Here is a 17,304-nt window from a genome sequence, read left to right on the forward strand (position 1 = left end):
CGACCGATCATGGCAGCTCGCGGTGACAATTCGAAAGCAAAGCCCGGTGCGCCCGTCGACGTCGAGCCATTGCGCCGGGCGATAACCGGCTGCGTGCGCTCGATCGCCGGCGACGGCGATGTCGAGGTGACCTTCGCCAATGAACGGCCGGGGATGACCGGCGAGCGCATTCGGCTGCCGGAACTTTCCAAGCGGCCGACCGCGCATGAGCTGGCGGTCACTCGCGGCCTTGGCGATTCGATGGCGCTGCGGCTTGCCTGCCATGACGAGAGGGTGCATGCGACGATGGCGCCGCAGGGCTCGGATGCCCGGGCGATCTTCGATGTGGTCGAGCAGGCGCGCGTCGAATCGATCGGCGCGCTGCGCATGGAGGGCATGGCGTCGAACCTGCGCTCCATGACGGAAGAGAAATATTCCAAGGCGAATTTCACCGGCATCGAGCGCCAGGAAGACGCACCGGTCGGCGAAGCGGTTGCGATGATGGTGCGCGAGAAGCTGACCGGCCAGCGCCCGCCGGCCTCCGCCGGCAAGGTGCTCGACCTTTGGCGCGACTTTATCGAGGACAAGGCAGGGTCCGAACTCGACAACCTGTCGAACGCGATCAACGACCAGCAGGCCTTCGCCAAGGTCATCCGCAACATGCTGTCGGCCATGGAAATGGCCGAGGAGTACGGCGACGATGACAGCGACGCCGACAATGACGACCAGTCGGAGCAGGAAGACCAGCCGAGCGGCGACGAACAGGACCAGGACGAGGTCGACGAGGATGCCGGCACCGATGCCGCCCCCGTCGAGGACAGCGAGGTCGCCGACGAGCAGATGGAGGACGGCGAGACCGAAGGCGCCGAAATCTCCGACGACGACATGATGGAAGAGGGTGAGGACGATTCGGAAACGCCGGGCGAGACCCGCCGGCCGAACACGCCTTTTGCCGATTTCAACGAGAAGGTCGATTATCACGTCTTTACCGAAGAGTTCGACGAGATCATCACCGCCGAGGAACTTTGCGACGCCGCCGAGCTGGAGCGCCTGCGCGCCTTCCTCGACAAGCAGCTGGCGCATCTCCAGGGCGCCGTCGGTCGTCTCGCCAACCGGCTGCAGCGGCGCCTGATGGCGCAGCAGAACCGCTCCTGGGATTTCGACCTGGAAGAGGGCTATCTCGATCCGGCCCGGCTGCAGCGTATCATCATCGATCCGATGCAGGCGCTCTCCTTCAAGATGGAGCGCGACACCCAGTTCCGCGATACCGTCGTTACCCTGCTCATCGACAATTCCGGCTCGATGCGCGGCCGGCCGATCACGGTTGCCGCCACCTGTGCCGACATTCTCGCCCGCACGCTGGAGCGCTGCGGCGTCAAGGTCGAGATCCTGGGCTTTACGACCAAAGCCTGGAAGGGCGGGCAGGCGCGTGAAAACTGGCTTGCCGGCGGCAAGCCGCAGACACCGGGCCGCCTCAACGACCTGCGTCATATCATCTACAAGTCGGCCGACGCGCCGTGGCGGCGCGCGCGCGCCAATCTCGGGCTGATGATGCGCGAGGGCCTGCTCAAGGAAAATATCGACGGCGAGGCGCTGATCTGGGCGCATAATCGCCTGCTCGCGCGCCGCGAGCAGCGCCGCATCCTGATGATGATCTCGGACGGGGCGCCGGTGGACGATTCGACGCTGTCGGTCAATCCGGGCAATTATCTGGAGCGGCACCTGCGCGCCGTCATCGAACGGATCGAGACGCGCTCGCCTGTCGAACTGCTGGCGATCGGCATCGGCCACGACGTGACGCGCTACTATCGCCGCGCCGTGACGATCGTCGATGCGGACGAGCTTGCCGGTGCGATGACCGAGCAGCTTGCCTCACTGTTCGAGGACCAATCCGTCCAGCCGCGCGGCGGCCGGATACGCCGTGCCGGCTGACGCTGCTGGAAGAATGACGGTCAAGCGCCTCTGCCGTGCGGCGTCGATCGCTCTCTGCATCGCAGCCGGCGCTTCCTCGTCATGGGCCGGCGACGAGGTGCCGGTCATTAGCCGGCAAATCTCCGATTTCAGGATCGGCTCTTCAGAGACGCAATTCGGATCGCTGGAATTTCTCGGCGGGCTGGAGATGGTCTCCAGCAGAGCGCTATTCGGCTCGCTCTCCTCCATCCGTTTCCGGCCGGACCAAAAACATTTCGTCGTCGTGCTCGATACCGGCCAGTGGCTGACCGGCAGCATCGAGCGCGACGTCAAGGGCAGGCTTTCCGGCCTTTCGTATGTCGAGATCACGCCGATGAAGAACAGCGCCGGGCGTAGCTTCGAAGGCAAGGGACATATGGATGCCGAAGGCCTGGCGCTTGACGGCGACCGGATCCTGGTCTCCTTCGAGCAGGCTCATCGCGTCGATGTCTATCCCGATCCTGGCTTTGCCGACTCGGGAGCGATCGCCACTTTGCCGATCCTCATCCCGCGAAAGATGCTGGACGACAACCGCGGCATCGAAACGATCACCGTGGCGCCGGCATCAAGCCCGCTGCGGGGCGGCGTAGTCGTCGTCTCCGAACGCGGTCTCGACAGTGACGGCAATCGGCTGGCGGCCATTCTCAGCGGGCCGCTGAAAGGGCGTTTCTCGGTCAAGCGGGACGGCAGCTTCGACATCACCGACGGCGCCTTCCTGCCGGACGGCGACCTGCTGCTGCTGGAGCGCCGCTTCAACATGGCCGAAGGCATCGGCATGCGCCTTCGGCGCATCAAGGGCGCCGACATCAGGCCCGGCGCTGTCGTTGACGGCGAATTGCTGCTGGAAGGCAATTTCAACTCGCAGATCGACAATATGGAAGGGCTCGATGCTTTCCAGGCCGCCGACGGCATGACCCATATCATCCTGGTATCGGACGACAATCATTCGATCCTGCAGCGCAATCTGATGCTGGAATTCCGGCTTTCCGACAGTGTGAAGCAGGCTGCGTCAGACTGATGTCACAAGCTTTGGCTATCGGATTGAACCGCAGCCGGCCGGCTTGAGCCTTTGTTCTAAAGCAGCTATCGGAGGAAAATCATGGTGCATATCCATGTCATGGGCGCGTCCGGTTCCGGCACGACATCGCTCGGCCGTGCGCTCGCCGAAAAGCTCGATATCGCCCATCTCGACACCGACGATTTCTTCTGGTTGCCGACCGATCCGCCGTTCACGACGCCGAGGGAGGCCGACGAGCGCATGGGGCTGCTCCTCGATGAGGTGGCGCGGCACGAAGGCTGGCTACTTTCCGGATCGGCGCTCAAATGGGGGAGGCCGATTGAGCCGCTCTACGATCTGATCGTGTTCCTCAGGATAGACCCGGAGCTTAGAATGGCGCGCATCCTTGCGCGGGAGCTTGCCCGATACGGAAACAGAATCAGGCCCGGCGGCGACATGGCCGTAAAGAGCGGGGAATTCCTGGAATGGGCGGCCAGCTACGATACGGCCGGTCCCGAACGCCGCAGCCTTGCGGCACATGAGCAATGGCTGGCAACACAGACGGCGCCGGTGCTGCGGCTCGATTCATCGCGTGATATCGACGATCTGACAGCAGAGGTGCTGCTGCATCCAGCCATCGCCGCCGGCGCGGTCCGGCGGCGTCCGTAGCTTCAATTAGCTGGCGCGAGCAGCCTGCATCGGCCGCAGCACATTCATCAGCGCGCCATAAGGCAGCAGCATGACGAGGCCGACGATCATCTTCACGGCGAAATCGCCGATCGCCCAGGAAATCCAGCGCGGAGCCTCGGTGGCGAAGACGCCGAGGATGGGGGCTGCTTCCAGCGCAAAGGGATCGTTCGGGCCGAGGAAGACGAAGAACGCGGCGAAGGACAGCGAGAAGAACATCACCGTATCGAGCGCCGAGCCGATCAGCGAACCGACCAGCGGCGCGCGCCACCAGGCCTGGCGGCGAAGGCGGTTGAAGACGGCGATATCGAGCAGTTGGCCGGCGAGATAGGCCGAGCCGGAGGCGATCGCGATGCGCGGCACCGAGGTGAAGAAGGATAGCGTCACGCCGACGACGAAGCCGGCAAAGACAACCTTGCGGGCTGCCTGCGGGCCGAACTGGCGGTTGGTCAGATCGGTGATCAGGAAGGCGATCGGATAGGAGAAAGCGCCCCAGGTCAGGATGTCGGCAAGGTTGATGCCGGCGACTTCGGCGTTCAGGGGAAACTGGACGAGGAAGTTGGAGGCGACGACGACGAGCGTCATCAGCGCGACATAGGCAATGGTATAGCGGTTCTTCAGCATTTTTTTATCCTGGGTGATGCCACCAGTTGGAGGAGCAAACCGGCAAAGCAAAAGGCTTGTCCGGTATTATCCGTTCAAGCCTTTTGAAGCCGTATGAAAGAAGGGCAGAAGCTTACGCAGCAGCGGCTTCAGCGGTCTTCTTGGCGATCTGACGGCGCAGCAGGCGCGCGCGCATCGACAGTTCGTTTTCGCTGGCCTTCAGCAGGAAGGCATCGAGGCCGCCACGATGCTCGACGGAGCGAAGAGCGGCAGCCGAAACGCGAAGACGATAACGCTGGTTGAGAGCGTCGGAAATCAGCGTTACCTGGCACAGGTTCGGCAGGAACCGGCGCTTGGTCTTGTTGTTGGCATGGCTGACATTGTTACCAGTCAGGACGGCCTTGCCGGTCAATTCGCACACGCGGGACATGGAACACCTATTCTTGTTTTTCTCGGGCCATCAAATTGCCATTCCCGGCAAAGCCAGGCGCGCAATCCAACGGGCATGATTGGAAAGTTGCGGTTCTATAGTCAGACAGGCTGCTCGCGTCAAGCCAAACCTTGGCCTTTCCCGCAATTCTGTCAAAAAGCTGCTGTTTTCTTCCCTTCACGGCAGGAGTATAGAGCGCTCAGCAAGGCCTGCCGGCGCGCAGCAAGACAAGGCTTTTTTCCATGGCTCATTCGGGCAGACGGATTTTCATTTCGGCCATCGCCGCACTTCTTGCCATACCGGCATCGGCGGCCGAAATCCAGCATCGGACGGAATACCGGGTGGCGCTCGCCGGCCTGCCGATCGCGCGTGCCGCGTTCCTGACGCAGATCGAGGACGATCACAGCTACAAGATCGCCGGCGACATCAATTCTGCGGGTCTTGCCGATCTCGTCACGACGATTTCGGCCAAGACCAGTGTCACCGGCGTCGTGCGCAAGAACAGGCTGCAGGCGTTGAAATATTCGCTCTACTACAAGAGCGGCAAGAGGAAGGCCCGCGTCTACGAGGTCAGCTACCGCAACGGCAACATCATTTCGGCGACGACGACACCGATGCCGAAGCGTCCGAAGAACTGGATCGACGTCACGCCGCGCGACATGCGCTCGGTGCTCGATCCGATCTCCGGTCTGGTCTTCACCGGCGATACCAAGGTCTGCTCGCAGACGCTGCCGATCTTCGACGGCGAGACGCGCATGGATCTGGTGCTGTCGCCGAAAGGCGACGAGGATTTTTCCACCAATGGCTTCAAGGGCAAGGCGACCGTTTGCAGCGTGCGCTTCGTGCCACGCTCGGGCTACAAGAAAGGCCGCAAGGACATCGACTATCTCAGCAAGAGCAACCGCATGGAAATCTGGTTTGCCAAGTCGGACGCGGCAAATGTATACGCTCCTGTCTATGTGCGCATTCCAACCGAATATGGAATGGTGACGATCACTGCCGTCAAATACGGCAGCAACAGCTGACGGGGCTTCTGCCTCCGTGAAAGGGGACAGGTGAAGCTTCGCGCGACGTTGATCGGTTTTACGGCCATTCTGATGTGGTCGTTCCTGGCGTTGTTCACGGCCGCTTCCGGCAAGATGCCGCCGTTCCAGCTTTCGGCCGTCTGCTTTGCGATCGGCAGCATTCCCGGCCTCGTCGTGCTGACCCTCGATCCCTCGCGGCTGGCGCTGCTGAAGCAGCCGGCCAAGGTCTGGATAACCGGCATTGCCGGGCTGTTCGGTTATCACTTCCTCTATTTTACCGCGCTCCGGAACGCGCCGGCGGTGGAGGCGGGGCTGATCGCCTATCTCTGGCCGCTGCTGATCGTCGTCGGTTCGGCGCTGCTGCCGGGCGAACGGCTGCGCTGGTATCATGTGGCAGGTGCGCTTGCCGGGCTTTGCGGCACCTTCCTGATCGTTAGCCGCAACGGCATCGATTTCGACGGCGCCTATGCCATTGGTTACGGCGCTGCTTTTCTCTGCGCCTTCACATGGTCCGGCTATTCGCTGCTGACGCGGCGTTTCGACGCCGTCTCCACGGACGTCGTCACCGGCTTCTGCCTTGCAACCTCCATGCTGTCGCTCTTCTGCCATCTCGGCCTTGAGACGACCGTCTGGCCGGAAACGGTTTTCGAATGGGTCGCCGTCGCCGGGCTCGGGCTCTTTCCGGTCGGTGCTGCCTTCTACGCGTGGGATTACGGCGTCAAGAACGGCGATATCCAAATTCTCGGCGCGGCAAGTTATGCAGCACCTCTGCTTTCGACGCTTATTCTGGTGCTGTTCGGATTTGCCGAGCCGAGCTGGCGCATTGCTCTCGCCTGCCTGCTCGTCACCGGCGGGGCGGTGCTCGCCGCTCAGGACATGTTTCGCGGCAAAACTCCTGCGCAGCCTGCGGCTGCAGCATAGGCCTTAGAACAGGATTCAGATTTTAGGCCCGGTCGGCCTAAAATCTGAATCCTGTTCTAAATTAGATAGTTGGAGCATGATGTCGCCCGAAAACCGCTCACACTTTTCGGCATCATGCTCTAACCGCCGGGCTTCCAACCGGGCGGCGCCATCTCGAAGCTCGAAAATTCGAAGCCGGGCGAGACGGTGCAGCCGACCAGGGTGAAATCGCCGAGGGACTCGGCCGATTGCCACCAATTGGCGGGAATGATCGCCTGCGGCCGTTCGCCGGCAGGAAGATTCGTTCCGAGCGTCAGGGTCTCGCTTGCCGTTCCGTCTTCCGACCGGTGCAGCGAGAGCGGCGCGCCGGCGTAATAATGCCAGATCTCGGCTGCGTCATGGACACGATGCCAGTGCGAACACTGCCCCCTGCTCAGCAGATAATAGATCGCCGTCGAATGGCCGCGTTCTCCGCCCGCCGTATCGCGGAATGTCTGCACGTACCAGCCACCTTCGGGATGCGGCTGCATGCCGAGTTCGCGGATGATGTCCTCAGGCGACATCAGAAATGGTCCTTGCGCTTGCGGATCTCTGCGAAGACTTCCTCGTTGGTCTTGCCTTCCATCAGCAGATTGCGGCGGATCGCCGGATCGGCGGCGCGCAGAAACGGGTTGGTTTCCTTTTCCAGCCCCAGCGTCGTCGGGATGGTGAATTTGCCGTCGGCGCGCAAGGCCTCGATCTCGGCGGCGCGGTGCTTCAGTCGCTCATTGTCGGGATCGATGGTCAGCGCGAAGCGGGCATTGGACAATGTGTATTCATGGCCGAAATAGATGGCGGTCTCATCGGGCAGCACGGCGAGTTTCTGCAGGGAATGCCACATATCGGCGGCCGGGCGTTCGAACAGCCGGCCGCAGCCGAGCGCAAACAGCGTGTCGGCGGCAAACAGCAGTTTGTCATCGACGAAGTGATAGCAGATGTGGCCTGCGGTGTGGCCGGGCGTCTCGATGACGTTGACCGTGTGGTCGCCAAAAAGGAAGCTGTCGCTATCGGCCATCGTCCGATCGAGACCGGGAATGGCAATGGCCTCGTTGATCGGGCCGATGATCTCGCAGCCGAACTGTTCCTTCAGCGCCAGGTTGGCCGTGACATGGTCGGTGTGATGATGCGTGGTGAAGATATGGGTGATTTTCCAGCCGCGACGTGTCGCCGCCTCCAGGATCGGCGCCTCCTCCGGCGCATCGATCGCCGCGGTAAAGCCTGTCTCCGGATCGTGCACGAGAACGCCGAAATTGTCGGTGCGGCAGAGAAAAACGTCTAATTCCAAAGGTTTCATCGTTCAATAATCCCTTATCCCAGGAGTCTCGCGGAAATGTAGAGGTTCCGGCCTTGAAGTCCAACCGCCCGCTGATAACATTTGTCGCGATGCACGCCGATATCGTCGACTTACGCCAGTTCTATCATTCCGAGCTCGGACGTCTTGCCGAGCAGTCGATCGCCATGGCGCTGTCCTCGCTCTGGGTGCGGCTGCCGCAGGAGCGCCTGGTCGGTATCGGTTATGCCGTGCCCTTCCTCGATCGCTTCCAGGCCGATACCGAGCGCACCTTCGCCTTCATGCCGGCCGGGCAGGGCGCGGTGAACTGGCCGATGGGCTCGCTTTCGACGACGGCGCTGATTTTCGACGAGGAACTGCCGCTGCCGGATTCGTCGATCGACCGGGTGCTGATGGTGCATTCGCTGGAATTTGCCGAAAGCCCGCGCGAGACGCTGAAGGAGCTCTGGCGGGTGCTGGCGCCGGGCGGACGGCTGGTCATCGTCGTGCCGAACCGGCGCGGCGTCTGGGCACGCATGGAGCATACGCCCTTCGGTTCGGGCCGGCCCTATTCCCGCGGTCAGCTGACAAATCTGCTGCGCGAGACGAATTTCACGCCGGGCGCGACGGCTGAAGCGCTGTTCTTCCCGCCCTCGAAGCTCAGGACCATCCTGCGCCTGCGGCGCGCCTTCGAGCGGATCGGCCGAACGCTTTGGCCGGCCTTCTCGGGCGTCATCATCGTCGAAGCGCAGAAGCGGCTGTATCAGGGGCTGCCGGTTGCGGCGCGGGCCTCCCGCCGCGTCTTCGTGCCGGTTCTCGCACCGCACGGCGTGCCGACCACACGTAGTAGATGACGTCGCTCCCGATGGTCTCCAACTGCTTGTGTCACGCCCATAGCTCTCGACAACAATCGCATTCCGCTTTAATGCCACTTGGTGTTTTTCAGCCCGGATTTACCGGCAATTCCAAGGTCGAACCATGAGCGTTGAGATGAGCAAACCCGTTCCGCGTCCCGGTATTCTCGATATCGCAGCCTATGTGCCGGGCAAGGAACATGCGCCGGGTGTTGCCCGTGTCTACAAGCTCTCGTCCAACGAAACGCCGCTCGGCGCCAGCCCGAAGGCAATCGAGGCCTTCAAGACGGTTGCCGACAATCTGGGGCGTTATCCTGACGGGCAGGCGATCGAACTGCGCGAGGCGATCGCTGCCGTGCACGGCCTCAATTCGGCAAACATCCTCTGCGGCAACGGTTCGGACGAGCTGCTCGGCCTGCTGTGCCATGTCTATCTCGGCGCTGGCGACGAGGGCATCATCACCGAGCACGGCTTCCTCGTCTACAAGATCCAGATCCTGGGCGCAGGCGCCACGCCTGTCGTCGTCAAGGAGAAGGACTATACCGTCGATGTCGATGCCATCCTTGCGGCGGTGACGGAGAAGACGAAGATCGTCTTCATCGCCAATCCCGGCAATCCGACCGGCACCTATGTTTCCGTCAGCGAGATCCGCCGCCTGCAGGCCGGACTGCCGAAACATGTCGTCCTGGTGCTCGATGCGGCTTACGCCGAATATGTGCGCCGCAACGATTATGAAGCCGGCATCGAGGTCGTGTCCTCCAATGCCAATGTGGTGATGACCCGCACCTTCTCGAAGGCCTACGGTCTTGCGGCGCTACGCGTCGGCTGGATGTATGCGCCGGCCGAGATCGTCGACGCGTTGAACCGCGTGCGCGCGCCGTTCAACTTGAACGCACCGGCAATCGCCGCCGCCGCCGCTGCCATCCGCGACCAGGTCTTCATCCAGCAGGCCGTCTCCTTCAACCAGATGTGGGTGGAGACACTAACCCAGGCGCTCGAAGCGATCGGGCTGAAGGTGACGCCGTCCGTTGCCAATTTCGTCCTCATCCATTTCCCGGAGATCGACGGCAAGCGCGCCGCGGATGCCGACGATTTGCTGACGAGCCGCGGCTACATCCTGCGCGCCGTGCGCGGTTATGGCTTCGCCAATGCGCTGCGCATGAGCATCGGCCCCGAGGAGGCCAATCGCGGCGTGATTGCCGCGCTCACCGAATTCATGGGTCATCAGCGATGAGCGTGCAGTTCGATCGTATCGCGCTGATCGGCATCGGCCTGATCGGCTCTTCGCTCGCCTATGACATCAGGCGGCTTGGTCTTGCAAGGGAGATCGTCGTCGCTACGCGCAGCCCCGATACGCTGAAGCGCGCCGAAGAACTCGGCCTCGGCGATCGCTATACGACGTTGTCGCAGGATGCCGTCACGGATGCCGATCTGGTGATCGTCTCGGTGCCGGTCGGCGCTTCGGAAAGCGTGGCGAAGGAGATCTCGGGAAACCTGAAGCCCGGGGCGATCGTCACCGATGTCGGTTCGACAAAGGCTTCTGTCATTGCGCAGATGCTGCCGCATATGCCTGATAATGTGCATTTTATCCCCGGCCATCCGCTGGCCGGCACCGAAAAATCCGGCCCGGATGCCGGCTTTCCCGGCCTCTTCGAAGGCCGCTGGTGCATCTTCACGCCGGTCGCCGGCACCGACGAGGCGGCGCTGAAGCGGCTGCGCAGCTTCTGGGAAGCGCTGGGCTCGAAGGTCGACGAGATGGATGCCGAGCATCACGACAAGGTGCTCGCCATCGTCTCGCACCTGCCGCATATCATCGCTTACAATATCGTCGGCACGGCCGACGATCTCGAGACGGTGACGGAGTCTGAGGTCATCAAATATTCCGCCTCCGGCTTTCGCGATTTCACCCGCCTTGCTGCCTCCGACCCGACCATGTGGCGCGATGTCTGCCTGCACAACCGCGATGCGATCCTCGAAATGCTGGCGCGCTTTTCGGAGGATCTCGCCTATCTGCAGCGCGCCATCCGCTGGGGCGAGGGCGACAAGATATTCGAACTCTTCACCCGCACTCGCGCCATCCGCCGTTCGATCGTCCAGGCTGGCCAGGATGTCGACGCGCCGGATTTCGGCCGCCACGCTCTGGACAAGAAGTAATCGCCGCGATGGTGGAGGTCGTAAGCGCCGGCCAGGCAGATATCGACTGGCTGGCGCGCGAGGATGCCAGTGCCGGTGAAGCGTGGGTATCGCGCTGCGTCGCGCTCGGCGAATATCTGGTTGCCAGGGAGGCCGATGAGATCGTCGGTTTCCTTCGCTTCTCCCGCTTCTGGGGCAGGGTTCCCTATATGGAAATGATCCGCGTCCTGCCCGGACACCGCCGGTCCGGCGTTGGAACGGCGCTGTTTCTTGCCTGGGAAGACGCCATGCGCGGCGATGGCGCCCGCCTGCTGATGACGTCGAGCGAATGCGATGAAAGCCGGCCTCAGGACTGGCATCGCCGCAACGGATTTTCCGAAACCGGCTCGATCGAATTGCCCGGCCTGCAATCGGTCCCGGAAGTCTTCTTCATCAAGCGAATAGCGTAAAGAGCCTCGCGTCGAACCGGAATCATGCGAGGCGCTTCAGGCCTTTTCCTATGCATCCCGTTATCCCAAGACCGCTGCACACTTTTGGGCGAGATGCATCAGATCGGCGGAATCCGGCCGAGTGGGATGAAACCGCTGACGGTGGCATTGCCGCGATCGACGACGAGATCGACGGAGACCTTGTCGCCGCCGCCGGCAAGCGCCTTCAAGAGCTTCGTCGCCGTGTTGACGGTCGAGGCGATATCCGGAAAGGCCTGTTTCAGGCTGTCGCCCCAGGGGCCGAGCTGTTCGATCTCCAGCTTGAATTTTCCGGAGAGGAAGCCCTGCTCGTCAAAGGAGAAGGGGCCGGTGAGCGTCATCACCTTGCCGTCGCCGATGTCGGCGACGATGCGGCGCAGGTCGCCGGTGGAGCCATTGAGGCCGTTCCGGTCGCTTCCGTCGATCAGGCCGGCCTTGCCGGCGACGGTCAGATCGATGCTCGCCGACAATTTCGGGAAGATCTGCGGCCAGTCCTTGATCGCCGTATTGGCGTCCTGCACGGAGATCGCGCCGTCGAGATCGGCACCGTTCTGGCGCAGATGGATTTCGGTGCGAGCAGCATCGAAGCTCATGGTCTGGCCGGTGTAGGAGGAGAAGGCCATCGCCTTCAGACCCTCGATGACGGTCGAGCTGCGGTCGATGCCCTGCAGCCTGGTTGCAAGACTCGCCTGCAGGTTCGTCCACTGGGCCGAGATCGAAAGGCCGTTGCTGGTGCGGATTTCGGCCGGCGAATCGAGTTCCCAGACGATATTGCCGGGCGCATAGACCTGGGCTGCCGAGCGCAGCGCGCCGAAGGTGGCGGAGACCCCGTTGACATTGTCGTCGACGTCGATCTTCGAGCAAAACAGACCGATACGGAAGGGATAGCCACGGAATTCGATATCGGAGCATTCACCGCTGACGCCTGCCTGGTCGCGCGGCGCGATCGCCTTCAGCACCGTGGTCTTCAACGCCGACGCCGCATAGAACCAGCCGCCGGTATAAAGCGCGATCGCCAGGAGGACGCCTCCACCCAGCAACCAGAATTTCTTGCCGCTGCCGAATTGGCTGCTGCCGGATCGGCTTGACGCTGCCATGATGTTCTCCAATGGTGAATCGCAAATGTGATTCCGGTCTGGCGTGCGATATGGACGAATTTTGGGTATTTGGCTACGGTTCGCTGATGTGGAATCCGGGCTTCGAGTTCATGGAGCGGGCAGAGGCCCTGGTCTACGGCTACAGGCGTTCGCTCTGCGTCCGCTCCTTTGTCCATCGCGGCACCCGCGACAATCCGGGCCTGGTTCTCGGCCTCGACAGGGGTGGCGCCTGCCGCGGCATGGCTTTCCGTATTGCGCCGGAAAAATGGGATGAAGTGATCGATTATCTCCGCGCCCGCGAGCTGGTCACCAACGTCTATCTGGAGCGCCGGGTGCGGTTGCAGCTTGCCGGCCGGCGCCGGGTCGAGGCGGTCGCCTACATCATCGACCGCGAGCATGAACAATATGCCGGCGCACTGGATGCGCTTGCGGCGGCGCGGGTGGTGAACGAAGCAAAAGGCCAGTCTGGTCCGAATGACGCCTATGTCTTCAACACGCTGACGCATCTGAAGCAGATGGGCATTCGCGACCATTGGCTGGAGCAGGTCGTCAACGAAGTGGAGCGGCTGCGCGCCGCCTGATCTCAGCCAGTTGCCGCGTTCAATTTGCGCAGCTCGCCCAGTCTGTCGACCGCCGTCGGCGGGAGCGGCAGATGCGGATTTTGCGCGACGGTTTCGAGCAGAAGCTCGTCGCTTGCCCGCTCCGATACCTCGATCAGATGGGCGAAAAAGACGTCCGGATCCATTCCCGGCATGATCGGCGGTAGGATCCTCACCTTGAAATGGCCGGGATAACGACGAATGCTCCGCCGCGGCCAGAAGAGGCCGGGATGCATGGCGACCGGCACGACGGGGAGGTTAAGGTCGCGGTACATGCGGGCTATGCCGTATTTATAGAGCGGCTCTGCGCCCGGCGGGCGGCGGGTGCCCTCGGGATAGATGATGAGCTGGCGGCCGGTCGACAGCTCTTCCTTCGTGCGTTTCAGCACTTCCACCATCACCTTGCCGCGGGCGCCGCGATCGACCGGGATCATGCGCTGTTTCTTCGCATACCAGCCGAAAAGCGGAATCCACATCAGTTCGCGCTTCAGGATGTAGACCGGATCTTTCAGCCAGGGCAGCAGTGCGTAGGTATCCCAAAAGGACTGATGCTTCGGCGCCAGGATGTAACTGCCGTCAGGCAGGTTCTCCAGGCCCTCGATCTCGAAGGTGGTGCCGACGATCACCCGCATCAGCCAGTGGTTGGAGCGCGCCCAGTTCTTCGGGATCGCATAGGCGATCTTGCGCGACACCACGAAATAGTAGGGCGAGAGCACGATCATCCGGATGATGAGGTTGGCGTAGAAGATCGTGTTGAAGAGTACGGAACGCAGAGCGATCATGAAACTTTCCCGAGGCATGCTCACGCGACCGGCCTACACGATATTGCCGATCATAAAAAGCATTTGATGCTGCCTTGATGTAAAAGCTCAGTCTGAGGCGGATACGCCTGCCGAGCGCAGCCCGGTGTGGCGGCCGAAGCCGGTGATGTTGCGGGCGCCGGTCAGCAGCACTTTCACATATTCGGCTAGCATGACGCGCATCGCATTCGGATCGGTGAACCAGTTGCGGCTCTTCAAATCCGAGTTGACCACGGGATAAGCGATGAACTCGATGCCTGGATCGACATAGGAGAGCTCGGCGAGGCTTCGCGGCATGTGGTAGTTGTTGGTGACGATCAGAACGCTCCGGTATCCCTTGGCGTGGATCCAGTTCGAAGCTTCCTCGGCATTGCCGATCGTGTCTATCGCATCGTAGCCGATATCGACACAGCAGGAGAAGAGATCGGCCGAACCCTGCGTCATCTTGCGGATCTGTGCCGGCGTCGTCGTCGGGTGGGCGCCGGAAATGAGCAAGCGCTTGCCGGCACCCTTCTGCAGCAGCTCCACGGCCTGGTCGATGCGCTGGTAACCACCCGTCAGCACCACGATGGCATCCGCCTTCGGTTCGGCCGGGGGCTTCAGCGTCGTCACGGAATCGGCGAAACGCAGGAACCCGCCGAACACCAAGGCGATTGCCAGCAAGCAGGCAAAGCCGCCCCAGCGCAGCAGGCGGCGGATCGGCCCGCGCCGCGGCGGCAAAGCTGCCGGGCGATCAAGCTCCGGGTCCTGATGAATCGGGTTGGGTGTCGTGTGTCCCATCGTCATGAATCGTGATTATACGCTGATTGCGGCGCAGAACAGACGCTTTCATGGCAAAACGGAACGGTCACGATCAACTTCCGATGCCGTCGGTGCGTGTCGGGTCCGAGCGTAGCGTATCGATTTCGTAGATCGTCCGCATGACGGTCAGCCGCGCGGTAAAGGTAGTCAGGAGCGCGATGACGATCATCGTTGCGAAGATGCCGGCATAACCGAGCACGCCGACGGAGAAGGTGCCGAAGAGCGCGGTCGCCTGGTCCGTTTCGGGGGTGGCGAGGGTGCGGCTCTGCCAGAAACCGGCGGTGGCGAAGAAGAGAGCGGCAAGCGCGCTGCCGATCGCCGAACCCTTGAGGCTGATCTTCAGGAAATGTTTCTGGAATTCGGTGGCGACGAAGGAGCTTTCGGCGCCGACGAAATGCAGCACTTCGACGACGTGACGATTGCCCGACAGCGCGCCGCGCGTGGCGAAGACGACGGTGAGCACCATCGCCGTGAAAACCAGGAGCAGGATGCCGGTGCCGATCATCACAGTCGTGTGCGCCATGGACACCAGCCGGTCGACCCAGGTGCGGTGATCATCGAGGGTCGCCTGCGGAATGCTTTCCTTCAGCAGCGCCCGCATCGAATCGAAATCCGGAGGATTGCTCTCGTCGATGGTGATGATGACGAGGCGAGGAACGGGCAGATCCTTGAGATCGAGACCGGGACCGAGCCAGGGTTCGAGCAGCCGTGCGGTCGCCGCCTCGTCGACGATCTGGCCGCTCTTGGTGCCGACGAAGGTCAACGCCAGGTCGCGCGCCTGGGTCAGCGCCTTTTCCATGTCGAGATTGTCGTCCGGCTTGATCTGGATGGTGATCTCGCGCGAGATCTGGCTCTCCCAGCTTGCCGCGGTCGACCGCACCATGCTGACGCCGCCGAGCGTCAGGCAGGCGAGAAAGGCCATGATCGATATCACCACCATCAAGGCGCTGCCCTGGATGTTGGAAGGCGGCAGGATCGGCGCGGTCGGACGCACGCGCAATTCCGGCCGCTTCTGCTGGGTCTTGGCAGACGCCTTCTCGGGGGGTCTGGACGGGGGCTCAGTCATAAATATCGAGATGCCCCTCTGAGAGGATCATGCGGCGAGCCTCCACCTGCTCCATCAACGCCAGGTCATGCGTGGCGATCACGACCGCCGTGCCGAGGCGGTTCAGCTCGAGGAAAAGGTTGAGCAGGCGCTTGGCCATCGGCGGGTCGACATTGCCGGTCGGCTCGTCGGCCAGCAGCACTTCCGGCCGGTCCATCAGCGCACGGGCGATTGCGGCGCGCTGCTTCTCGCCGCCGGAGAGTACAGGCGGCAGCACGTTGATGCGTTCGCCGAGGCCGACCCATTTCAAAAGTTCCAGGACGTCGGTCTTGTAGGAGCTCTCATCCTTGCCACGTACCCGTAAGGGCAAAGCGACATTCTCATAGGTGGTGAGATGGTCGAGGAGGCGGAAATCCTGGAAGACGATGCCGACGCGACGGCGCAGAAGCGGCAGTTCGGGGCGGGGGATTTCAGAAATATCGCGCCCGAACATGCGGATTAGGCCGCGCGTCGGCTGCAGCGACATGAAAAGCATCCGCAGCAGCGACGTCTTGCCGGCGCCCGATGGGCCGGTCAGGAACTGAAAGGATTTCTTCGGAATGTCGAAGGTCAGGTCCCGGAGGATTTCCGGGCCCATGCCATAGCGCAAACCGACATTCTCGAAATGGATCAACGGGCAGCTCAGTCTGTTGTGGGTTTCACCGCACGACTTGTTAACCAACACCGTTAACAGCCGGTAAATTTTGCTGGAAAGACGCCCGTTTGATGGCGATCTTTGCGAAGCATTAACCATTAAAATTTACGACTGAGCAGGATTCGTTTCAATGCCAAGATTTCCCCTGGCAGCGAAACCATGTGGACATCTGCGAGGCAGCCATCATGGAAGCATCCTCCTTCAGTCGCCGGACGGGCCAGACCTATGATTTCCTGCCGCCGGAACCCGCCAACCGTCGGTACCGCTCGGCGCGTCCTGCCGATATCTCCGACGCCGAATTCGTCACCCTCGGCAAAGTGCGGCCTAGGGAATTCAGTGCAAGGACTTATAACGACAATCGCAAGCGCATGGCTGCCGCAAACGCCGCACCGCCGCCGTTCATGTCGGCAATGGCTGCTTCTGTTCTGCAGACCGTGGAATCCTGGCTTCAGCGCGCGTCGACGCGGAGCTTCGCAGCGCTGGTACTGGCGCTCACCGTGCTCGTCTTTGGGCTTGCGGGTGGTTTTTCCGGCCTTTCCGGCGAGCGAGCCACTTCCGGCGCATCACTGCATTTTACCCATGTCACGGTGACGCCGCGTGATGCGAACGGCATGCGCGTGCTCGTCATCAACGGCATTATCGAGAACGACAGCGGCACGACGCAGACGGTGCATCCGATCCGTGCCGATCTCGTGACCGACGAACGGCTGACCGCAAGCATCGTCATCAACCCGCCCGCCGATGTGATCTATGGCGGCCAGAGCCGTGGCTTCTCGGCTCGCGTCCAGCATGCCGGCAGAAAAATGCCGGAAGTCCGGCTTTCCTTCCTGCCATAGACGTAACAGGACATGGATTGCCGGTTTTTGCGTCGCAGGTCGCGCCAATCCCGTTAATTTCATGGCAGGCGAGGCTGTTTCAGGCTCGCATATGTGCT

General features: G+C 62.0%; 20 protein-coding genes. 11 read left to right on the forward strand and 9 right to left on the reverse strand.

What is annotated here, in order from left to right; all coding sequences use genetic code 11:
* The first annotated feature begins 9 nt into the window (after positions 1–9).
* From cobT to G9X68_RS25010, 3 genes are all read left to right on the forward strand, one after another.
* Positions 10–1,911, forward strand: coding sequence for a cobaltochelatase subunit CobT (cobT, locus tag G9X68_RS25000; protein WP_171604670.1), 1,902 nt, complete (start codon positions 10–12; stop codon positions 1,909–1,911).
* A 13-nt stretch (positions 1,912–1,924) separates the two neighbouring features.
* Complete coding sequence (locus tag G9X68_RS25005; protein ID WP_171604671.1) at positions 1,925–2,947, forward strand: esterase-like activity of phytase family protein; 1,023 nt, start codon at positions 1,925–1,927, stop codon at positions 2,945–2,947.
* Between the two features lie 81 nt (positions 2,948–3,028).
* Positions 3,029–3,595 carry an ATP-binding protein gene (locus G9X68_RS25010; RefSeq protein ID WP_171604672.1) on the forward strand — a complete coding sequence of 189 codons (567 nt, stop codon included), beginning with the start codon at positions 3,029–3,031 and terminating at the stop codon, positions 3,593–3,595.
* Positions 3,596–3,601: 6 nt separating this feature from the next.
* On the opposite strand, the gene G9X68_RS25015 is transcribed toward G9X68_RS25010, so the two are convergent.
* Positions 3,602–4,237: a VUT family protein gene (locus G9X68_RS25015; protein WP_171604673.1), complete on the reverse strand. Its 636-nt coding sequence runs from the start codon at positions 4,235–4,237 to the stop codon at positions 3,602–3,604.
* Between the two features lie 112 nt (positions 4,238–4,349).
* Positions 4,350–4,646 carry a 50S ribosomal protein L28 gene (rpmB, locus tag G9X68_RS25020; protein ID WP_018243798.1) on the reverse strand — a complete coding sequence of 99 codons (297 nt, stop codon included), beginning with the start codon at positions 4,644–4,646 and terminating at the stop codon, positions 4,350–4,352.
* Positions 4,647–4,888: 242 nt separating this feature from the next.
* On the opposite strand from rpmB, the gene G9X68_RS25025 reads away from it, so the two are divergent.
* Positions 4,889–5,671, forward strand: coding sequence for a DUF3108 domain-containing protein (locus G9X68_RS25025; protein WP_171604674.1), 783 nt, complete (start codon positions 4,889–4,891; stop codon positions 5,669–5,671).
* 30 nt (positions 5,672–5,701) lie between these two features.
* Complete coding sequence (yddG, locus tag G9X68_RS25030) at positions 5,702–6,592, forward strand: aromatic amino acid exporter YddG (RefSeq protein WP_171604675.1); 891 nt, start codon at positions 5,702–5,704, stop codon at positions 6,590–6,592.
* Between the two features lie 119 nt (positions 6,593–6,711).
* On the opposite strand, the gene G9X68_RS25035 is transcribed toward yddG, so the two are convergent.
* On the reverse strand, positions 6,712–7,134 hold the full coding sequence (locus G9X68_RS25035) for a cupin domain-containing protein (RefSeq protein ID WP_171604676.1): 423 nt from the start codon (positions 7,132–7,134) through the stop codon (positions 6,712–6,714).
* Positions 7,134–7,904, reverse strand: a complete 771-nt coding sequence (gene gloB, locus G9X68_RS25040) for a hydroxyacylglutathione hydrolase (protein WP_171604677.1) — start codon at positions 7,902–7,904, stop codon at positions 7,134–7,136. Before gloB ends, G9X68_RS25035 begins: the two co-directional genes overlap by 1 nt.
* A 53-nt stretch (positions 7,905–7,957) precedes the next feature.
* Here gloB and G9X68_RS25045 point away from each other — a divergent pair, with 53 nt between their 5' ends.
* The 4 genes from G9X68_RS25045 to G9X68_RS25060 all read left to right on the forward strand — a co-directional run bounded on the left by G9X68_RS25045 (position 7,958) and on the right by G9X68_RS25060 (position 11,316).
* Complete coding sequence (locus G9X68_RS25045) at positions 7,958–8,734, forward strand: class I SAM-dependent methyltransferase (RefSeq protein WP_171604678.1); 777 nt, start codon at positions 7,958–7,960, stop codon at positions 8,732–8,734.
* A 136-nt stretch (positions 8,735–8,870) separates the two neighbouring features.
* Positions 8,871–9,968 carry a histidinol-phosphate transaminase gene (gene hisC, locus G9X68_RS25050; protein ID WP_171604679.1) on the forward strand — a complete coding sequence of 366 codons (1,098 nt, stop codon included), beginning with the start codon at positions 8,871–8,873 and terminating at the stop codon, positions 9,966–9,968.
* Positions 9,965–10,888, forward strand: coding sequence for a prephenate/arogenate dehydrogenase family protein (locus G9X68_RS25055; protein ID WP_171604680.1), 924 nt, complete (start codon positions 9,965–9,967; stop codon positions 10,886–10,888). The genes hisC and G9X68_RS25055 overlap by 4 nt, the downstream gene beginning before the upstream one ends.
* Before the next feature lie 8 nt (positions 10,889–10,896).
* Positions 10,897–11,316, forward strand: a complete 420-nt coding sequence (locus tag G9X68_RS25060) for a GNAT family N-acetyltransferase (RefSeq protein WP_171604681.1) — start codon at positions 10,897–10,899, stop codon at positions 11,314–11,316.
* A 98-nt stretch (positions 11,317–11,414) separates the two neighbouring features.
* Here the strand turns inward: G9X68_RS25060 and G9X68_RS25065 are convergent, their stop codons facing one another.
* Positions 11,415–12,431, reverse strand: a complete 1,017-nt coding sequence (locus tag G9X68_RS25065; protein WP_171604682.1) for a DUF2125 domain-containing protein — start codon at positions 12,429–12,431, stop codon at positions 11,415–11,417.
* Between the two features lie 50 nt (positions 12,432–12,481).
* On the opposite strand from G9X68_RS25065, the gene G9X68_RS25070 reads away from it, so the two are divergent.
* Entirely contained in the window at positions 12,482–13,012 is a 531-nt protein-coding gene (locus tag G9X68_RS25070) for a gamma-glutamylcyclotransferase (protein ID WP_171604683.1), read from the forward strand.
* 2 nt (positions 13,013–13,014) lie between these two features.
* On the opposite strand, the gene G9X68_RS25075 is transcribed toward G9X68_RS25070, so the two are convergent.
* The 4 genes from G9X68_RS25075 to ftsE form a co-directional block, all read right to left on the reverse strand.
* On the reverse strand, positions 13,015–13,812 hold the full coding sequence (locus tag G9X68_RS25075) for a lysophospholipid acyltransferase family protein (RefSeq protein ID WP_171604684.1): 798 nt from the start codon (positions 13,810–13,812) through the stop codon (positions 13,015–13,017).
* 87 nt (positions 13,813–13,899) lie between these two features.
* Positions 13,900–14,616 (reverse strand): YdcF family protein, encoded by a 717-nt coding sequence (locus G9X68_RS25080; protein WP_171604685.1) that lies wholly within the window; start codon positions 14,614–14,616, stop codon positions 13,900–13,902.
* Positions 14,617–14,683: 67 nt separating this feature from the next.
* Complete coding sequence (locus G9X68_RS25085; RefSeq protein ID WP_171604686.1) at positions 14,684–15,697, reverse strand: cell division protein FtsX; 1,014 nt, start codon at positions 15,695–15,697, stop codon at positions 14,684–14,686.
* Entirely contained in the window at positions 15,690–16,349 is a 660-nt protein-coding gene (ftsE, locus tag G9X68_RS25090) for a cell division ATP-binding protein FtsE (protein WP_003543317.1), read from the reverse strand. Before ftsE ends, G9X68_RS25085 begins: the two co-directional genes overlap by 8 nt.
* A 206-nt stretch (positions 16,350–16,555) precedes the next feature.
* On the opposite strand from ftsE, the gene G9X68_RS25095 reads away from it, so the two are divergent.
* The gene (locus G9X68_RS25095; protein WP_171604687.1) at positions 16,556–17,206 is read left to right on the forward strand and encodes a hypothetical protein; all 651 of its coding nucleotides are present in this window, start codon (positions 16,556–16,558) and stop codon (positions 17,204–17,206) included.
* Positions 17,207–17,304 lie beyond the last annotated feature (98 nt).

Origin of the sequence: Rhizobium changzhiense (genome assembly GCF_013087625.1) — a bacterium.
Classification (GTDB): Bacteria; Pseudomonadota; Alphaproteobacteria; order Rhizobiales; family Rhizobiaceae; genus Rhizobium; species Rhizobium sophorae.

What these genes read in the sequence shown, in the direction of transcription:
- G9X68_RS25015 (WP_171604673.1), bottom strand. Translation starts at nt 4,237, where the DNA reads ATGCTGAAGAACCGCTATACCATTGCCTATGTCGCGCTGATGACGCTC.
- G9X68_RS25055 (WP_171604680.1), top strand. Translation starts at nt 9,965, where the DNA reads ATGAGCGTGCAGTTCGATCGTATCGCGCTGATCGGCATCGGCCTGATC.
- G9X68_RS25075 (WP_171604684.1), bottom strand. Translation starts at nt 13,812, where the DNA reads ATGATCGCTCTGCGTTCCGTACTCTTCAACACGATCTTCTACGCCAAC.
- gloB (WP_171604677.1), bottom strand. Translation starts at nt 7,904, where the DNA reads ATGAAACCTTTGGAATTAGACGTTTTTCTCTGCCGCACCGACAATTTC.
- G9X68_RS25070 (WP_171604683.1), top strand. Translation starts at nt 12,482, where the DNA reads ATGGACGAATTTTGGGTATTTGGCTACGGTTCGCTGATGTGGAATCCG.
- G9X68_RS25085 (WP_171604686.1), bottom strand. Translation starts at nt 15,697, where the DNA reads ATGACTGAGCCCCCGTCCAGACCCCCCGAGAAGGCGTCTGCCAAGACC.
- G9X68_RS25025 (WP_171604674.1), top strand. Translation starts at nt 4,889, where the DNA reads ATGGCTCATTCGGGCAGACGGATTTTCATTTCGGCCATCGCCGCACTT.
- G9X68_RS25035 (WP_171604676.1), bottom strand. Translation starts at nt 7,134, where the DNA reads ATGTCGCCTGAGGACATCATCCGCGAACTCGGCATGCAGCCGCATCCC.
- rpmB (WP_018243798.1), bottom strand. Translation starts at nt 4,646, where the DNA reads ATGTCCCGCGTGTGCGAATTGACCGGCAAGGCCGTCCTGACTGGTAAC.
- hisC (WP_171604679.1), top strand. Translation starts at nt 8,871, where the DNA reads ATGAGCAAACCCGTTCCGCGTCCCGGTATTCTCGATATCGCAGCCTAT.
- G9X68_RS25065 (WP_171604682.1), bottom strand. Translation starts at nt 12,431, where the DNA reads ATGGCAGCGTCAAGCCGATCCGGCAGCAGCCAATTCGGCAGCGGCAAG.
- G9X68_RS25060 (WP_171604681.1), top strand. Translation starts at nt 10,897, where the DNA reads ATGGTGGAGGTCGTAAGCGCCGGCCAGGCAGATATCGACTGGCTGGCG.
- G9X68_RS25010 (WP_171604672.1), top strand. Translation starts at nt 3,029, where the DNA reads ATGGTGCATATCCATGTCATGGGCGCGTCCGGTTCCGGCACGACATCG.
- cobT (WP_171604670.1), top strand. Translation starts at nt 10, where the DNA reads ATGGCAGCTCGCGGTGACAATTCGAAAGCAAAGCCCGGTGCGCCCGTC.
- G9X68_RS25005 (WP_171604671.1), top strand. Translation starts at nt 1,925, where the DNA reads ATGACGGTCAAGCGCCTCTGCCGTGCGGCGTCGATCGCTCTCTGCATC.
- G9X68_RS25095 (WP_171604687.1), top strand. Translation starts at nt 16,556, where the DNA reads ATGGAAGCATCCTCCTTCAGTCGCCGGACGGGCCAGACCTATGATTTC.
- G9X68_RS25080 (WP_171604685.1), bottom strand. Translation starts at nt 14,616, where the DNA reads ATGACGATGGGACACACGACACCCAACCCGATTCATCAGGACCCGGAG.